Below are 17003 nucleotides of genomic sequence, written 5' to 3'. Positions count from 1 at the left end.
CGTGAACCTCCGTCTAGCGCGATGCCGCGACGCGGCCGCGCACGTAGTGGTTGAACAGCACGGCGAACAGCAGCATCACGCCGAGGAACACGCGGAACCAGTCGGAATCGACGTTGGTGTACGTGATGCCGATCTGCACGACGCCGAAGATCAGCGCACCGAAGCATGCGCCGATCACGGAGCCGTAGCCGCCTGTCAGCAGCGTGCCGCCGATCACCGCGGCGATGATCGCCTCGAACTCCGCCTGCAAACCGCGGTCGGCCGCGGCTGAACCGATGTCGCACACCTGAAGTACTGCATACAGGGCCGAGCAGAACGCGGTCAGCACGAACAGCGAAATCTTCACGCGACGCACCGGCACGCCGACGTTCTTGGCCGCGGTGGCGTCGCCGCCGACCGCGAAAATCCAGTTGCCGAAGCGCGTCTTGGCGAGCGTGAACGCGCAGACCACGGCGAGCACGAGCCACCACAGCAGCACCTTGGGAATGCCCGGCACGAGCGGCGTGCCATTGTCGAGCATCTTCACGAGGCCGAGGTGGCCGAGCCATACGAACAGGCCTCTGAACGCGACGCCCTGGAAGAACGTGTGCGCGAACCAGTCCTGACGCGCGACGTCGCCGACGCCGGAGATGATGGTGCGATCGGCGAACATCACCGATAGCGCGAGCGTGAGACCGCGCAGAATGAACAGGAACGCGAGCGTGACGATGAACGACGGCAGGCGCGTGCGCATCACCAGATAGCCGTTGAGCGCGCCGAGCAGCATCGAGCCGACGAACGCGAACACGATCGCCAGCCAGATCGGCCAGTGGAAGTACATGGTCGGCAGCGCGACCATCATGCCGGCAAAGCCGATCATCGAACCGATCGACAGATCGAACTCGCCGGCGATCATCAGCAGGCACGCGCCGACCGAGATCAGACCGAGATACGCGGCGACCTGCGACCAGTTCATCACGCCGTCGAGATTGAACATCCCCGAGTTGCCGGCCGCCACGCCGAACACGATGAACACCATCACGGTGCCGGCAAGCGCCGCGAATTCCGGTCGGCCGAGCAGATGGCGGAACCAGGATTCCTCGCGCACGCGTTCGTCGACGGCAGCGGATTGCGAGACGGTCGTCGCAGCGGACTTTGCCGGATCCTGCGGATCAGGTGGCGGTTGCTTGCGGTGATGGGGATGAAACAGGTCGGCGACACCCATTGAAGCTCTCCTTGATACGCCCGCGACCGGCGGGTCGGCGCAATGCCGTGGGCCTTTGCGAATCCGCTGAGCGGGCGAGCGCCGGCAAGACGCCATGCGTCCCGCCGGTCACTGTTTTTTTAACCTTGCCGCCAGCGCGGCGGCTTAGGCGCGCGACGCGATGCGTTGCCGTGCGTCTAGCGGTATTGGCCGGCGTACTTCAGCACCTTGTCGACGTTGGCCTTCGTGATGAAGCCGGGGCCCGAGCCGATATTGCGCGGCCCGTACGACGGCGCGAGCCCATAAGTGGCAAGACGCTCCTTGAACTTCGGATTCGCCTGCAGGATTTCGCGGATCCTGGCCGGATCGGTGGTGTTGTTCTTCTTCACGATCGCGAGTACGGCAACCGGGATATAGCCCTGCAAGTACGGTTGCTGGTCGATCGCGAACTGGATCGTGCCGTCCTGGATGCCCTTCGCGATGTCGCTGTCGAAGTCGAACGTCGCGAACCAGATCTTGCCGGCGAGGCCCATCTGCTGCAGCGCCTTCAGCGTCGGATCGGCCGACAGCGGACCGAGCGTCAGCACCGCCTGGGTATCCGGATGGTTGCGCAGGAACGCGCTGACCTTCGACTGCACGCCGGTCGGGTCCTGGCCCGTGTCGAGCGTCGAGGTTTTGAAGTTGGCGCCGATCGCTTCGGCGAAACCGCGGCAGCGTTCGAACGAAGCCGGGTTCGTCGCGTAGTGGTTCACGCACAGGAACGACTTGATGCCGGCGGCCTTGGCCTTTTCTCCGGCGGCTTTGCCGGCCGCGAACTCGGGCTGGCCGACGTGCATGATCGCGCCGAGCTTCGCGCTTTGCTCCTCGGTGCCCGAATTGATCGTGACGAGCGGAATGTGCTTCTCGGTGACCTTCGCGATCGAGCTCTTCAGCACGTCGAAGTCGGCGATCGACACGATCACGCCGTCGTAGTTGCGCGCGGCCGCCTGCTCGACGAGACGCGCCATGTCGGCGATGTCGCCGTTCGGCGGATTGCGGTAGTCGGTCTGAACGTTGAAGTCCTCGTCGGCCTGCTTGATCGCGTTCTTGATCGTGTTCCACCACGAGTCCGAATCCGGCGCGTGGCTGATCAGCACGAAGTGGGCGTCCGCCGCGCGGGCGGCCGAGGCCGCGCCGAATCCCGTCGCCAACGTCAACGCCGTCACCAGAATCCTGAGCGTTGCCTTGCCTCTGCAAAGTCTCATTGTCTCCACCTTTCTCGGTCTGTCGTTCGTTATTGAGGGAGCGACTGGCGGGCGGCTTTCCATTCCGATGACCCACACAACGAGGCCGACGCGCCATCGCTCACGACCAAGAGTAGGTCATCTTCCGAAGCCTTGCAAAGAAAATTTCATGAGAAATAAAAATGGAAAATACGTTCCATTTGACGGGGCGGCCGCCTATACTCGGCAACGTCGGATGCACGTTGCGGCGCGCCGCGGGCGCGTCTGCCGCATTGCAGGAAACCCCGAGAGGCTGTCATGGCGGAACAGATCACCGAAGAAGCGGTGCCGAGCGTCGACGAATTGATGCAGCGCATCGCGGATACCTACGAGTCGCTGCCGCGGCAGTTGAAAAGCGTCGCGACGTACATCGAGCAGCATCGCTCGAGCGTGATGATGGATCGCACGAGCGATATCGCCGCGAGCTGCGGCGTGCATCCGTCGGCGGTCGTGCGCTTTGCGCAGCGCTTCGGCTTTTCCGGGTTTTCGGATCTGCAGGCGGTGTTTCGTCAGGCGTATACGGGGCAGGGCGTGTCGTCGTCGAGCTATCAGCAGCGCATCCGCAAGCTGATCGACGAGAAGCCCGGCACCTTGTCGGGCGGCGCGGTCGCGCGCGAGTTCATCGCCGCGTCGCGCGGCGGCCTCGAAGAACTCGAAGCGGGCCTCGACGACAAGCAGTTCGACGCCGCCGTGAAGATGCTGCAGCAGGCCGACAACATCTACGTGATCGGGGTGCGGCGCTCGTTTCCGGTCGCGAGCTACATCGTCTATGCGTTGCAGCACACGCACAAGCGCGTGCATCTGGTGTCTGGCTTCGGCGGCATGTATCGCGAGCAGATCCGCAGTGTCAGGAAGGGCGACGTGGTGATTGCGATCAGCTTCGCGCCGTACGGCAAGGAGACACAGTACTGTCTGCGCGTCGCGCATCATCTTCAGGCGAAGACGCTAGTCATTACGGATAGCCAACTGTCGCCGCTCGCACGCTACGCCAGCACGCAGCTGTACGTGAAAGAGGGCAGCGCGTTCGCGTTCCGCTCGCTGACCAGCACGATCTGCCTGTGCCAGGCGCTCTTCATCGCGCTCGCGTACAAGCTCGAACTGAACGTTGAAGAATCCAACGACACTGGAGGCTACGATGACTGACGCGGTAAACAGGATCGACGTCGCCGTATTCGGCGCGGGGCGCATCGGCAAGATCCATGCGGCGAATCTCGCGCGGCAGCCCGGCGTGCGGCTCAAATACGTGGTCGACGTGAATCGCGAGGCGGCCGCCGCGCTCGCCGCGCAGTATGGCGCGCAGGTTGTGGATAGCGACGGCGCGATCGGCGATGCATCGATCGGCGCGACCGTGATCTGTTCGAGCACCGACACGCATGCGGACCTGATCGTCAAATCGGCCGCGCAGAACAAGCACGTGTTCTGCGAGAAGCCGGTCGATCTCACGTTGGAGCGCGCGCGGATGTGCGCAGAAGCGGTGGAGCGCGCCGGTGTCGTGTGCATGATCGGTTTTCAGCGGCGCTTCGATCCGACGTTTTCCGCGTTGAAAGCGCGTCTCGACGCGGGCGAGATCGGCACGCCGGAAATGCTCGTCGTCACGAGCCGCGATCCGGGGGCGCCGCCGGTCGAGTACATCCGGCACTCGGGCGGCATCTTCAAGGACATGCTGATTCACGACTTCGACATCTGTCGCTGGATTCTCGACGACGAAGCCGACACGCTGCACGCCACCGGCAGTTGCCTCACCGACCCCGCGATCGCCGACGCGGGCGACATCGATTCGACCGCGGTGACGATCCGCACGAAACGCGGGCGGCTGTGCCAGATCAACACCGCGCGGCGCGCTGCCTACGGCTACGACCAGCGCTTCGAAGTGCTCGGCAGCACCGGCATGCTGCAAGCAGGCAACGTTCGGCCCACCGAAGTCACCGCGTACTCGAAGACGGAAGTATCGACCGACGTGCCCGAGGCGTTTTTTCTCGAACGCTATCGCGCGGCATACGCGCTCGAAATCGCGCATTTCTTCGACGCGGTCACGCATGGCAAGCCGGTGCGCACGACCGTCGCGGATGGCCTGAAAGCGCTCGAACTCGCGGAAGCCGCGACGCGGTCGTGGCGCGAGGGCCGTGCGATCAAACTCGGCGAGGCAGCGTGATGAAGCCCGCCACGGAGCGCTTGCGGATCGGCGTGGTCGGCCTTGGGCGGCTTGGCAAGCGGCATGCGGAGAATCTCGCGTATCGCGTGCCGGGCGCGACGCTCACGGCCGCGTGCAGTCCGCTCGAAGATGAACTCGCATGGGCGCGCGATGCGATGCATGGGTCGCTGCACGAACCGCGTCTCTACGCCGATTACGCGGACCTGCTCGTTGATCCGCACGTCGACGCGGTATGGCTCGTCACGCCTTCGTCGCTGCACGCGCAGCAGATCGTCGACGCATTGCGCGCCGGCAAGCATGTGTTCTGCGAAAAGCCGCTGTCGCTCGATGTTGCCGAATGCGAGCGCGTGCAGGCCGAAGCGGCGCGCTATGCGCACCTGCAGGCGACGATCGGCTTCATGCGCCGCTTCGATCCGAGCTACCGCGACGCGTTCGATAAAATCGCCGCGGGCCAGATCGGCCGGCCGTTCCTCGTGCGCTCGCAAACCACCGATAAAAACGACGACGACGGTTTCTTCGTGCGCTTCGCGGCGACCTCGGGCGGCATCTTTCTCGACTGCACGGTGCACGACATCGACGTCACCCGCTGGCTGCTCGGCAAGCCGCGCGCGACGCGCGTGTTCGCGGCGGGCACGGTCGCGCTGCACGAGGGTCTGCGAGAATTCGGCGACGTCGACAACGGTGTCGCGATCTGCGAATTCGAGGGCGGCAAGCTCGCGATGTTCTACGCGTCGCGCACGCAGGCGCACGGCAACGATACGCACAGCGAAGTGATCGGCACGGCGGGCGCGCTGATGATCGGCCGCAATCCGCGCGCGAACCGCGTCGAGATCTACGACGCGACCGGCATTCGCAACGAATGCACGCCGAACTTCTTCGACCGGTTCGAGGACGCGTTTCTGCACGAGGCACGCGCGTTCGTCGCATCGGTGCAAAAAGGGCCAGGGAAGGGCGATGCGGCACAGAGTGGCGCGACGCTCGCCGATGCGCTCGAAGCGACGCGTATCGGCGTGGCGCTGCGCGAGTCGCTGCAAAGCGGTGAGGCGGTGATGCTGTAACGGCGCGCGGCACGGCTCGCACGTGGAAATGGGCGTCGTGGCGATGCCCGGCGCCGCTGCTCCACCTGCTGTAGAATTTGACCCTCTGTCCGGCGTCGTCAGCGACGCCCCGTCCCGAAGGTCATCGTCGATGCAAATTCAGATTCACAAGGAAGTCGATGCGCGCGGGCTCATGTGCCCGCTGCCTATCCTGCGCGCCAAAAAGGCGCTCGCCGACATGGAAAGCGGCCAGATTCTCAAGGTGCTCGCCACCGATCCCGGCTCGCAGCGCGATTTCGCCGCGTTCGCGAAGCAGACCGGCAACGAGATCGTCGAAAGCTCGGCGCATGACAAGGTGTTTACGTTTCTGATGCGGCGTCGTTGAGCTGCATTCGGTAAAACTGTCCGTCCGATGTAAAAAAGAAGGCGCTGTCCCCATTATTCGGGGTACAGCGCCTTCTTCGTTTCAGCCGGACTTTCGACGTCAGCCTTCGAGAACCGGCGAGCGGGTACGCAGATATTCTTCGAAATCGGCGGCTACTTCCGGGTGACGCAGGGCGAACTCGACGGTCGCCTTCAGGTAACCCAGCTTGCTGCCGCAGTCGAAACGTGTGCCGTGATACTTGTACGCGAGCACCTGTTCGTCGGCGAGCAGCGACTGGATCGCGTCCGTCAGTTGCAATTCACCGCCCGCGCCCGGCTTGATAGAGCGCAGGTGTTCGAAGATGCGCGGCTTCAGCACATAACGGCCCACCACGCCGAGGTTCGACGGCGCCACGCCCGGCTCCGGCTTTTCGACGATGCCCGACATCTTGATGATCGAGTCTTCCCATTCCTTGCCGTCGACGATGCCGTACGATTTTGTATCTTGCGGCGGGATCTCTTCGACGCCGATCACCGAGCTGTGATAGTGATCGAACACCTCGATCATCTGCGTCATCACGGGCGGCGTGCCGTACAACAGGTCGTCCGCGAGAATCACGGCGAAAGGGTTGTCGCCGACCAACTTCTCGGCGCACAGCACGGCGTGGCCGAGGCCCAGCGCCTCGGCCTGGCGCACGTAGAAGCAGTCGACGTGGCTCGGCTTGATGCTGCGCACGAGTTCGAGCAGCTTGTCCTTGCCGCGCGCCTCGAGTTCGGCCTCGATCTCATAGGACTTGTCGAAATGATCTTCGATCGCGCGCTTGCTGCGGCCCGTGACGAAGATCATTTCGGTGATGCCGGCCGCCATCGCCTCTTCGACCGCGTACTGAATCAGCGGCTTGTCGACGATCGGCAGCATCTCCTTCGGGCTAGCCTTCGTGGCGGGGAGGAAGCGGGTGCCAAGACCTGCTACCGGAAAGACCGCCTTCGTAACTTTTAGCATGTGAGTACCCTAAGTCCTCTGGTTAAATCCTTGCCCGCCGTTGAGGGGGCGGGCGCCTCGGTCAGGCCGGCAAGCGGGAAAGTTGGGCTTTCAGCTTGCCGACGGTGGCTTCGAACTCGGCCAGCCGCTTCTGCTCCTGTTCCACGACCGCCGCCGGCGCCTTCGCAACGAAGGCCTGATTCTGCAGCTTACCGTTGCACTTGACGATTTCGGCGCTCAACCGCGTGATCTCTTTCGACAGGCGTTCGCGTTCGACCGCTGCGTCGATTTCGACCTTCAACACCAGCTTGTCCGTTCCTACGATAGCAATAGGCGCGCCATCCGCCTGGGCGTCGAGCGCGGCCTCGTCGGCGATGATCTGCACTTCCGACAGACGCGCAAGTGCCTGAGCGTAAGGCGCGAAAGTACGAAGACGCTCCGCATTGCCGGTGGCGAGCAACGGCACCTTCACCGCCGGCGACAGGTTCATTTCACCGCGCAGATTACGGCATGCATCGATCACCGCCTTGAGGTCGGTCGCCCACCGCTCGGCGTCTTCATCGAGCTTCGACGGCTCCGCGACGGGGTACTGCTGCACCATGATGGACGCCTCGCCCTCTGCCTTGCCTTCCGGGTAGCGTCCCGCGAGCGGCGCCACTTTCTGCCACAGCGCTTCGGTGATGAACGGGATCACCGGATGCGCGAGGCGCAGCACCGTTTCGAGCACACGCAAAAGCGTCCGCCGCGTGGCACGCTGCTGGTTCGGCTGCCCCGTCTGGATCTGCACTTTGGCGAGTTCGACGTACCAGTCACAATATTCGTCCCATACGAACTTGTATATGGCGTTGGCCACATTGTCAAAACGATAGTCGGAAAAACCCTTGACGACTTCCGCTTCCACGCGCTGCAGTTGCGACACGATCCAGCGGTCGGCCTGCGAGAAATGCAGATTGCCTTCTGGCCCGCATTCGCCACATTGCGCCGGCTGGCCGAAACCGCAGTCGTGGCCTTCGCAGTTCATCAGCACGAAGCGCGTGGCGTTCCACAGCTTGTTGCAGAAATTGCGATAGCCTTCGCAGCGCGCGAGGTCGAAATTGACGTTGCGGCCGAGCGTGGCCATCGACGCCATCGTGAAGCGCAGCGCGTCGGTGCCGAACGCCGGAATGCCGTCCGGAAACTCTTTGCGGGTCTTCTTCTCGATCGACGCGGCCAGCTTCGGATTCATCAGGCCGGTGGTGCGCTTCGCGACGAGCGCGTCGAGGTCGATGCCATCGACGATGTCGATCGGGTCGAGCGTGTTGCCCTTGCTCTTCGACATCTTCTGGCCTTCGGCGTCGCGCACGAGACCGTGCATATAGACCGTTTCGAACGGCACCTTGCCCGTGAAGTGCGTGGTCATCATGACCATGCGCGCGACCCAGAAGAAGATGATGTCGAAGCCGGTGACGAGCACCGACGACGGCATGAAGTGCTTGAGCTCTTCGGTTTCGTTCGGCCAGCCGAGCGACGAGAACGGCACCAGAGCGGACGAGAACCACGTGTCGAGCACGTCTTCGTCGCGCTTCAACGCCCCCGTGTAGCCGGCCGCGACGGCCTTTGCGCGCGCGTCCTCTTCGGTCTTGGCGACGAACACTTCGCCGTTCTCGCCGTACCACGCCGGAATCTGATGACCCCACCACAGCTGACGCGAGATGCACCAGTCCTGGATGTTTTCGAGCCACTGGTAGTACGTGGTGGTCCAGTTTTCCGGCACGAATTTGATCTGGCCGTTGCGCACGACGTCGAGCGCGGTTTCGGTGATCGACTTGCCCGGATTGAACGTGCCTTCAGGCGCCGGCTTGCTCATCGCGACGAACCACTGGTCGGTCAGCATCGGCTCGATCACGACGCCGGTGCGGTCGCCGCGCGGCACCATCAGCTTGTGCGGCTTGACCGATTCGAGCGCACCGAGCGCCTCGAGATCGGCGACCACCAGCTTGCGGGCTTCGAAACGGTCGAGGCCGCGGTATTTTTCGGGCGCGTTGTCGTTGATCTTCGCGTCGAGCGTGAGGATTTCGATTTGCGGCAGCTTGTGGCGCAGGCCGACCTGATAATCGTTGAAATCATGCGCGGGCGTGACCTTGACGACGCCTGTGCCGAATTCGCGGTCGACGTAATCGTCGGCAATGATCGGCACTTCGCGGTTCGACAGCGGCAGCGTGACGGTCTTGCCGATCAGGTGGGCGTAGCGCTCGTCTTCCGGGTGCACCATCACGGCGGTGTCGCCGAGCATGGTTTCCGGACGGGTGGTGGCGACGGGTGGTGGCGACGGTCAGATGGCCCGAGCCGTCGGTCAACGGATAGTGGATGTGCCACAGGTGGCCGTTTTCTTCTTCGCTGACCACTTCGAGGTCGGATACGGCGGTGAGCAGCACCGGGTCCCAGTTCACGAGGCGCTTGCCGCGATAGATCAGGCCCTGTTCATACAGACGCACGAACACGTCGCGCACGGTGGCCGACGTCTTGTCGTCCATCGTGAAGTATTCGCGCGACCAGTCGATCGATGCACCGAGACGACGCACCTGATTCGTGATCGTGGAGCCGGATTGCTGCTTCCACTCCCACACGCGCTCGAGGAACTTCTCGCGGCCGAGGTCGTGGCGCGACACGCCCTGTGCGTCGAGCTGGCGTTCGACGACGATCTGCGTAGCGATGCCCGCGTGGTCGGTGCCCGGCACCCACAGCGTGTTCTCGCCGAGCATGCGGTGATAGCGGGTCAGGCCGTCCATGATGGTCTGGTTGAACGCGTGGCCCATGTGAAGCGTGCCCGTGACGTTCGGCGGCGGCAGCTGGATCGAGAAATCCTTGCGGTTCGCGTCGAAGGAGGGCGCGGCGTAGGTGCGCTTTTCCCATTCAGGGCCCCAGTGGGCTTCGATGGTGTGGGGTTCGAAGCTTTTTGCAAGCGTCGAGGTCGGGTCGCTCGGGGTGTCGCTCATGTTTCTGTTAAAGGCAGGATTTTGGAGGCGGGGAAGGGTTGATTATAGCTGGACGAGGTTTTTTGCCGGCCGGCGGCCGGTGTGGACAGGGGGTTGCGCTTTTTTCGTTGTTCTGGCTTTGTTGGCCTTTCCTTGCTTTGTTATCGGTCTATTAGCGTTGCCCCTGTGCGGGGCGGCACCTACTTTCTTTGCTGCTGCAAAGAAAGTAGGCAAAGAAGACAGCTAAAACCGCAAACTCTTAAGCGGGTCCCTCGGTCTGCATGAGGTAGTGGTGCATCTGGAATCCGTGCCCCCGCACATTCCACGGTAGTGACAAGGCCGTCATTCTTCCGGCGGCGCTACGCGCGCCGAAACCCCGCTCAAAAACCACTGGTTGTTTCGGCGCATCGCCGAGGCGCAGCCGAGGGCCCCCGCTGCGCGGGCAAAACCATTGGTTTCCCAGGCAGACCCCGTCCGCGACGCACGTAGTGCGGAGTGGGAGCGGATGATGGCTTTGTCACGAACGGGGAATGTGCGGGGGCACGGATTCCAGATACACCACTACCCGCTCCAAGCCAGGGGACCCGCTTAAGAATTAGCGGTTTGAGCTGTCTTCTTTGCCTACTTTCTTTGCAGCAGCAAAGAAAGTAGGTGCCGCCCCGCACAGGGGCAACACTAATAGACCGATAAGTCAGCAAGGAAAGGCCAACACCGCAAAGAACACCACCCTCGCCTTAGCCCCGCATCCGCCTCCACAGCAAAAAACCCACCGCAATGACGTTAACCGCAACACCGTCGACAACAGCCAGCACCGGCAAAGGATCGCTCCACTTGTCCATGTTCGTCGTGCGCGAATAATAGGGCTCGCCGCTTCCATACGCTTCGTCCAGGTTAATCACGTTAACCGCAGCAACCGCAACGACAAGGGCAAGCAGAACTACGCCAGCGAGAAAACGGGCGATGCTGGACTTCCGCATGTCAGTACCTAACCGTCAAGGGAATGTAGCAATCTGGCGACGGCGTAGCCGCCTCCTTCAGGTCGCGTACGAAAGATTCCATCCCGGCATGCAGGTTGATACAACCCGCGCTACCCGCATGCGTGCCGCCGTGGATAAAAAAGCCGCCCCGTCCATACGTCTGTGTTCCGGGATAGACATGAATCGTGATCCGATGATCACCCCAGGCAGCACGCGGGGCAAAGTTGTACCAATGGTTCTCCCACATCTGCGAAGGCTCAATCCAATATTGGCCGGGGGGAATTGGACCCACGCCATCTTTGCGCTGACGCATCGACGAATAATCGAATTTTCCGCCGCTATCCGTTCTTCCGGACACGGCGGCATAGATACGGGAAGTCGAACCACTCATGGTCAAAAAACGACCGTTAAAGTTTAGAAATACTTGAGACCTCGCGCAAGCTGGAACACGCGGACTACCACGCTCCGAGGCGTATCGATCGGACATACAAACCTCAATATCTGGGGGAAAACGACCTGTCACGTTGATCGCCTCTACCCTACCTGGCGGTGCAGAAACAAGAAATGGGCGACGGATGAAAATGACGAACAACGACTTTCTTCTGTTGCCCTTCGCCCTTACGGCGAACCCGCTTGCCCCCCCTCCCGCCCGTGGCTATGCTTGTGCGCATAACCAGCGCCGCACCGGGCGCGCAATTTGTGATTCCGTTTCATCGAACCCCGTCCACTCCCGCCGCACGAGGATCGCCGCCGATGACCCGCTACCGCGATTTCCACCGCCGCTCGATCGACCACCCCGAAGCCTTCTGGCGCGAAGAAGCCCGGCGCATTCACTGGCACACGCCATTCGGCACCGTGCTCGACCGCTCGAAGCCGCCGTTCGCGCGCTGGTTCGTCGGCGGTCGCACGAATCTCTGCCATAACGCGGTCGATCGGCATCTGGCCGAACGCGCGCAGCAGAACGCGCTCGTCTACGTATCGACCGAAACCGGCATCGAGCGGCACTACACGTATGCCGATCTGTACGCCGAAATCAACCGGATGGCCGCCGTCATGCGCTCGCTCGGGGTGAAGCGCGGCGATGTCGTGCTGATCTATCTGCCGATGATCCCCGAGGCGCTGTTCGCGATGCTCGCGTGCGCGCGGCTCGGCGCGATCCACTCGGTCGTGTTCGGCGGCTTCGCGGCGCCGAACCTCGCCACGCGTATCGACGACGCGAAGCCCGTGCTGATCGTCACTGCCGACGCCGGCGCGCGCGGCGGCAAGGTGGTCGACTACACGCCGCTCGTCGACGAAGCGCTCGCGCGTGCCATGCACAAGACACCGCATGTGCTGCTGATCGACCGGCAGCTCGCGCCCGCGCGACTGAACGCGCCCTACCTCGTCGCCTACGAGCCGCTGCGCGAACAGTTCTTCGACGCCCACGTCCCGTGCGAGTGGCTCGAATCGAACGAGCCGTCGTACGTGCTGTACACGTCGGGCACGACCGGCAAACCGAAGGGCGTGCAGCGCGATGTCGGCGGCTACGCGGTCGCGCTCGCGGCATCGATGGAATACATCTTCGAGGGCAAGCCCGGCGACACCATGTTCACCGCGTCCGACGTCGGCTGGGTGGTCGGCCACAGCTACATCGTGTACGCGCCGCTGATCGCGGGGCTGACCACCGTGATGTACGAAGGCACGCCGATTCGTCCGGACGGCGGCATCTGGTGGCGGCTCGTCGAGCAGCACAAGATCAACCTGATGTTCACCGCGCCGACCGCGATACGCGTGCTGAAGAAGCAGGACCCGGCGCTGATGAAGGCAGCCGATCTGTCGAGCCTGCGCACGCTGTTTCTCGCCGGCGAACCACTCGACGAACCGACCGCCGAATGGATCTCCAACGCGTTGAACAAGCCGGTGATCGACAACTACTGGCAGACCGAAACCGGCTGGCCGATGCTCGCGATTCCGCGCGGCATCGAGGCGCTGCCGACCAAGCTCGGTTCGCCGGGCGTGCCCTCGATCGGCTATAGCCTGACCGTGCGCGACGAGCTGACCGGCGAGCCCTGCGCGCCCGGCGAGAAAGGCGTGCTGACGCTCGACTATCCGCTGCCTCCCGGCTGCATGTCGACGGTATGGGGCGACGACAAGCGCTTCGTCGGCACCTACTGGTCGAGCGTGCCGAACCAGCAGGTGTATTCGACGTTCGACTGGGGCGTGCAGGACGAAGACGGCTACGTGACGATCCTCGGCCGCACCGACGACGTCATCAACGTCGCGGGCCATCGCCTCGGCACGCGCGAGATCGAGGAGGCGCTGTCGAGCCATGCGGCTGTCGCGGAAGTCGCGGTGGTCGGTGTGACCGATCCGGTCAAGGGTCAGGCGGCGATGGCCTTCGTCGTGCTGCGCGGCGCGCAGGGAGAAGGCGACCCGAGCGAGCGCGCGCGGCTCGAAGCCGAACTGGCGATGACGGTCGACCGCCATCTCGGCTCGATTGCGCGGCCCGCGCGCGTGGTGATGGTATCGATGCTGCCGAAGACGCGCTCCGGCAAGCTATTGCGCCGCGCTATCGCGGCGCTCGCCGAAGGGCGCGAGCCGGGCGATTTGCCGACGATCGAAGATCCGGCCGCGCTGCAGCAGGTGCGCGACGCGCTCGGCGACGGCAGGAAGAAATAAGCGGGCGCTCAGCCCGCGGTGTCCCGCGTGCCGAGAAAGCGCGCGAGAATCGCGTTCGAATACGTGCCCGCGATCCCGGTCAGGAACGACATGAACGATCCGGGCGCATGGTCGTCGGCGGTATCGGAGATCGTGCGCACGACCGCGCACGGCACGCCGTACTCGTAGCAGACCTGCGCGATCGCCGCGCCTTCCATCTCGACCGCGAGCGCGTCGGGCAGCGCGTCGCGCAACGCCGCGACGGCCGCCGCGCTCGCGACGAACTGATCGCCGCTGACGATCAAGCCGCGATGCACGCGCGGCGCGCGCGTGCCGAAGCGCGCCGCGCAGGCCGCGCCTTCCTCGGCGACGAACTGCTCGCATGCGGCGGTTAGACGGTCGGCGAGCGCCGCATCGGTGGTGAAGCGCGACATGCCGAGCAGCGGTACCTCGAAGCGCGGAAACAGCGGCGATGCGTCGATATCGTGCTGCATCAGCGTGCTCGCGACGACGATATCGCCGACATGCACGTCGCCGCCGACGCCCCCCGCAACGCCGGTGAACACAATGGCTTCGACATCGAACGCGTGAATCAGTGCGCTGACCGTCGCGGCCGCCGCGACCTTGCCGACGCGCGCAAGCGTGACGACGCACGTCGTGCCGTGCACGGTGCCGACGTGGTAATCGCGCTGGCCGTGCGTGAGCGTGCGCACGCCGGACTCGGCGCGCATCGCTTCGATCAGGTCGCCGAGTTCCTGCGGCAACGCGGCCAGGATGCCGAGCGGCCGCCGCACGTCGTGGCTCGTGTTCAAGGACGCGCTCATTCGACCGCCTGCAATTTAGCCACCGCGAGCGCCAGCCACTTTTCGCCGTGCCGCTTGAAGCGGACCTGCGCCTTCGCGTCGGTGCCGCTGCCTTCGAGCGCGGTGATCGTGCCTTCGCCGAACTTCGTGTGGAACACCTGCTGGCCGACCCGGAAGCCCGTGTCGGCCGCGCGTTGCTCGTTCGCGAACGCGGGTGCCGGTGCGGAGGTCACCGCCGCCGTCGCCGTCGATCCGCCGCCGTAGCCCGGCCGCGCGAACCAGTCGCGCCCGTAGCCGGCGTTGTCCGAGCGGCCGCCCCAGCGCGAGCCCGCCTCGACCTTCGGCGTGAGCCACTTCAGCGTTTCCTGCGGCAATTCGTCGAAGAAGCGCGAGCGGATGTTGTAGCGGGTCTGGCCGTGCAGCATCCGGCTTTGCGCGAACGACAGGTACAGCCGCTCCTTCGCGCGCGTGATCGCAACGTACATCAGACGCCGCTCCTCTTCGAGGCCGTCGGCCTCCATCGCGCTGTTCTCGTGCGGGAACAGCCCCTCTTCGAGGCCGGTGATGAACACTGCGGTGAATTCGAGCCCCTTTGCCGCGTGCACCGTCATCAGCTGCACCGCTTCCTGGCCGGCCTGCGCCTGGTTGTCGCCCGCTTCGAGCGACGCGTGCGACAGGAAACCCGCCAACGGCGTCATCGTGTCGGGGTTTTGCGCCGGATCGGCGATGCCCGGCGCGTCGAGGACCACCGTGTTCGGATCGTCAGTCGCGACCGCGAGTTCGGGCGCGGCGCTGGCTCCTGGGCGCAGCGGAATCGAGCGCGCGGGCGTATCGAGCCCGTAGCCTTCTTCGCTGACGAACGCGGCGGCCGCGTTGACGAGTTCCTGCAGGTTCTCGAGCCGCTCCTGGCCTTCGCGCTCGTTCTGATAGAAGTCGGCGAGACCGCTCGCGCGGACCACGTACTCGACGGTCTCAGGCAGGCTCATCTGCTGCGTGTCGGCGCGCATCTTGCCGACGAGGTTCGCGAACGCGGCGAGGCTCGATCCCGCCTTGCCCGCGACGTACGGAATCGCCGCGGCCATCGAGCAGTTGTACAGACGCGCGGCGTCGGCGAGCTGTTCGATCGAACGCGCGCCGATGCCGCGCGTGGGGAAATTGACGACGCGGCCGAATGCGGTGTCGTCGTTCGGGTTGTCGATCAGGCGCAGATACGCGAGCGCGTGCTTGACTTCCTGACGCTCGAAAAAGCGCAGGCCGCCATACACGCGATACGCGATGCCCGCGTTGACGAGCGTGTGCTCGATCGTGCGCGACTGCGCGTTGCTGCGGTAGAGCACCGCGATTTCGCTGCGCGACAGGCCGGTGTTGATCAGCGCGCGGATCTCTTCGACGATCCAGCCGGCCTCCTGCGAATCGGTCGCCGATTCGTAGACGCGCACCGGTTCGCCGTGCCCCGCGTCGGTACGCAGATTCTTGCCGAGGCGTCGCGAGTTGTTCGCGATCAGCTGGTTGGCGGCATCGAGAATATGGCCGTGCGAACGATAGTTCTGCTCGAGCTTGATCAGATTGCGCACGTTGAACTCGTGCTCGAAGTCGCGCATGTTGCCGACGTTCGCGCCGCGGAACGCGTAGATCGACTGGTCGTCGTCGCCGACCGCGAAGATTGCGTTGTGCTGGCCCGCGAGTTGCTTCAGCCACGCGTATTGCAGCTTGTTGGTGTCCTGAAACTCGTCGACGAGGATGTGCCTGAAGCGCGCCTGGTAATGCGCGCGCAGCGGCGGATTGTGCGCGAGCAGTTCGTAGCAGCGCAGCAGCAGCTCGGGGAAGTCGACGACGCCTTCGCGCTGGCATTGCTGATCGTAGGCTTCGTAGAGTTCGACGAACTTGCGGTTGAAGTTGTCGGTGGCGTCGACGTCTTTGGGGCGCAGACCCTGCTCTTTCGCGTTGTTGATGAAGTACTGGAGATTTTTCGCGGGGTACTTTTCGTCGTCGATGTTGAGGCCCTTCATCAGGCGCTTGATCGCCGACAGCTGGTCCGCGGTATCGAGAATCTGGAACGTGGCGGGCAGCCCGGCGTCGCGGTGATGCGCGCGCAGCATACGGTTGCACAGGCCGTGGAACGTGCCGATCCACATGCCGCGCGTGTCGATCGGCAATAGCGCCGAGAGGCGCGCCATCATTTCGCGGGCGGCTTTGTTCGTGAAGGTCACCGCGAGGACGGTCGCGGGGGACGCGAGGCCTTGCTGGATCAGCCACGCGATGCGGGTGATCAGGACGCGGGTTTTGCCGCTCCCCGCGCCCGCCAGGATCAGGGCGGGCTCATTCGGGAGCGTTACGGCGGCGTGTTGTTCGGGGTTTAGATTCGAGAGGAGGTCGGGCATTTTTTTGCTGAGGCGCAGTTCGGGGGACATTATATGCCCCGGCGGGGGCGGCGCTTTTTTTGGTTTTTTTTGTTCTTCTGGATATGGGTTGGGTTTTTTTCGTTGTTCTGGCTTTGTTGGCCTTTCCTTGTTGGCTTATCGGTCTATTAGCGTTGCCCCTGTGCGGGGCGGCACCTACTTTCTTTGCTGCTGCAAAGAAAGTAGGCAAAGAAGACAGCTAAAACCGCCAGCCCATAAGCGGGTCCCCTGGCTTGGAAGGGGTAGTGGTGCAT

The 17003-nt window shown here is 63.8% G+C and carries 12 protein-coding genes and 1 pseudogene; 5 read left to right on the top strand and 8 right to left on the bottom strand.

Features of this window, described 5'->3' with window-relative positions; genetic code table 11:
* Positions 1–13: 13 nt before the first annotated feature.
* Both OKW28_RS29645 and OKW28_RS29640 read right to left on the bottom strand, forming a co-directional pair.
* Entirely contained in the window at positions 14–1204 is a 1191-nt protein-coding gene (locus tag OKW28_RS29645) for an ABC transporter permease (protein WP_429450896.1), read from the bottom strand.
* Positions 1205–1380: 176 nt separating this feature from the next.
* On the bottom strand, positions 1381–2427 hold the full coding sequence (locus OKW28_RS29640; protein ID WP_429450894.1) for a sugar ABC transporter substrate-binding protein: 1047 nt from the start codon (positions 2425–2427) through the stop codon (positions 1381–1383).
* Positions 2428–2703: 276 nt separating this feature from the next.
* Between OKW28_RS29640 and OKW28_RS29635 the strand changes: the two genes are divergently transcribed.
* The 4 genes from OKW28_RS29635 (at position 2704) to OKW28_RS29620 (ending at position 6019) form a co-directional block, all read left to right on the top strand.
* The gene (locus tag OKW28_RS29635) at positions 2704–3588 is read left to right on the top strand and encodes a MurR/RpiR family transcriptional regulator (protein ID WP_429450892.1); all 885 of its coding nucleotides are present in this window, start codon (positions 2704–2706) and stop codon (positions 3586–3588) included.
* Positions 3581–4597, top strand: a complete 1017-nt coding sequence (gene iolG, locus OKW28_RS29630) for an inositol 2-dehydrogenase (RefSeq protein WP_429450890.1) — start codon at positions 3581–3583, stop codon at positions 4595–4597. The genes OKW28_RS29635 and iolG overlap by 8 nt, the downstream gene beginning before the upstream one ends.
* The gene (locus tag OKW28_RS29625; RefSeq protein WP_429450888.1) at positions 4597–5655 is read left to right on the top strand and encodes a Gfo/Idh/MocA family oxidoreductase; all 1059 of its coding nucleotides are present in this window, start codon (positions 4597–4599) and stop codon (positions 5653–5655) included. The genes iolG and OKW28_RS29625 overlap by 1 nt, the downstream gene beginning before the upstream one ends.
* Before the next feature lie 136 nt (positions 5656–5791).
* Entirely contained in the window at positions 5792–6019 is a 228-nt protein-coding gene (locus tag OKW28_RS29620) for a sulfurtransferase TusA family protein (RefSeq protein WP_026225937.1), read from the top strand.
* Between the two features lie 99 nt (positions 6020–6118).
* On the opposite strand, the gene galU is transcribed toward OKW28_RS29620, so the two are convergent.
* From galU to OKW28_RS29600, 4 genes and pseudogenes are all read right to left on the bottom strand, one after another.
* Entirely contained in the window at positions 6119–7000 is an 882-nt protein-coding gene (galU, locus tag OKW28_RS29615) for a UTP--glucose-1-phosphate uridylyltransferase GalU (protein WP_429450887.1), read from the bottom strand.
* A gap of 61 nt (positions 7001–7061) precedes the next feature.
* Positions 7062–9954, bottom strand: a pseudogene (locus OKW28_RS29610) (valine--tRNA ligase).
* 713 nt (positions 9955–10667) lie between these two features.
* Positions 10668–10910 (bottom strand): hypothetical protein, encoded by a 243-nt coding sequence (locus OKW28_RS29605; RefSeq protein ID WP_429450886.1) that lies wholly within the window; start codon positions 10908–10910, stop codon positions 10668–10670.
* A 1-nt stretch (position 10911) separates the two neighbouring features.
* A complete protein-coding gene (locus tag OKW28_RS29600) occupies positions 10912–11502 on the bottom strand; it encodes a tlde1 domain-containing protein (protein ID WP_429450885.1) in 591 nt (196 codons plus the stop codon).
* A gap of 161 nt (positions 11503–11663) precedes the next feature.
* Between OKW28_RS29600 and OKW28_RS29595 the strand changes: the two genes are divergently transcribed.
* Positions 11664–13568, top strand: a complete 1905-nt coding sequence (locus OKW28_RS29595; protein WP_429450884.1) for a propionate--CoA ligase — start codon at positions 11664–11666, stop codon at positions 13566–13568.
* Between the two features lie 8 nt (positions 13569–13576).
* Here OKW28_RS29595 and OKW28_RS29590 read toward each other — a convergent pair whose 3' ends face one another.
* Both OKW28_RS29590 and OKW28_RS29585 read right to left on the bottom strand, forming a co-directional pair.
* Positions 13577–14371 carry a 5'-methylthioadenosine/adenosylhomocysteine nucleosidase gene (locus tag OKW28_RS29590; protein ID WP_429450882.1) on the bottom strand — a complete coding sequence of 265 codons (795 nt, stop codon included), beginning with the start codon at positions 14369–14371 and terminating at the stop codon, positions 13577–13579.
* Positions 14368–16731, bottom strand: a complete 2364-nt coding sequence (locus OKW28_RS29585; RefSeq protein ID WP_429450880.1) for a UvrD-helicase domain-containing protein — start codon at positions 16729–16731, stop codon at positions 14368–14370. Before OKW28_RS29585 ends, OKW28_RS29590 begins: the two co-directional genes overlap by 4 nt.
* Between the last annotated feature and the right edge of the window lie 272 nt (positions 16732–17003).

Source organism: Paraburkholderia sp. 40 (assembly GCF_050434105.1).
GTDB lineage: Bacteria > Pseudomonadota > Gammaproteobacteria > Burkholderiales > Burkholderiaceae > Paraburkholderia > Paraburkholderia tuberum.
Note: the sequence above shows the minus strand (reverse complement) of the source record. Positions and strands in the feature narration are given on the sequence as shown.

Excerpts from the sequence above, each read along its gene's own strand:
- OKW28_RS29605 (WP_429450886.1), bottom strand. The coding sequence starts at position 10,910 with ATGCGGAAGTCCAGCATCGCCCGTTTTCTCGCTGGCGTAGTTCTGCTT.
- OKW28_RS29595 (WP_429450884.1), top strand. The coding sequence starts at position 11,664 with ATGACCCGCTACCGCGATTTCCACCGCCGCTCGATCGACCACCCCGAA.
- galU (WP_429450887.1), bottom strand. The coding sequence starts at position 7,000 with ATGCTAAAAGTTACGAAGGCGGTCTTTCCGGTAGCAGGTCTTGGCACC.
- OKW28_RS29625 (WP_429450888.1), top strand. The coding sequence starts at position 4,597 with ATGAAGCCCGCCACGGAGCGCTTGCGGATCGGCGTGGTCGGCCTTGGG.
- OKW28_RS29590 (WP_429450882.1), bottom strand. The coding sequence starts at position 14,371 with ATGAGCGCGTCCTTGAACACGAGCCACGACGTGCGGCGGCCGCTCGGC.
- OKW28_RS29635 (WP_429450892.1), top strand. The coding sequence starts at position 2,704 with ATGGCGGAACAGATCACCGAAGAAGCGGTGCCGAGCGTCGACGAATTG.
- OKW28_RS29640 (WP_429450894.1), bottom strand. The coding sequence starts at position 2,427 with ATGAGACTTTGCAGAGGCAAGGCAACGCTCAGGATTCTGGTGACGGCG.
- OKW28_RS29645 (WP_429450896.1), bottom strand. The coding sequence starts at position 1,204 with ATGGGTGTCGCCGACCTGTTTCATCCCCATCACCGCAAGCAACCGCCA.
- iolG (WP_429450890.1), top strand. The coding sequence starts at position 3,581 with ATGACTGACGCGGTAAACAGGATCGACGTCGCCGTATTCGGCGCGGGG.
- OKW28_RS29585 (WP_429450880.1), bottom strand. The coding sequence starts at position 16,731 with ATGCCCGACCTCCTCTCGAATCTAAACCCCGAACAACACGCCGCCGTA.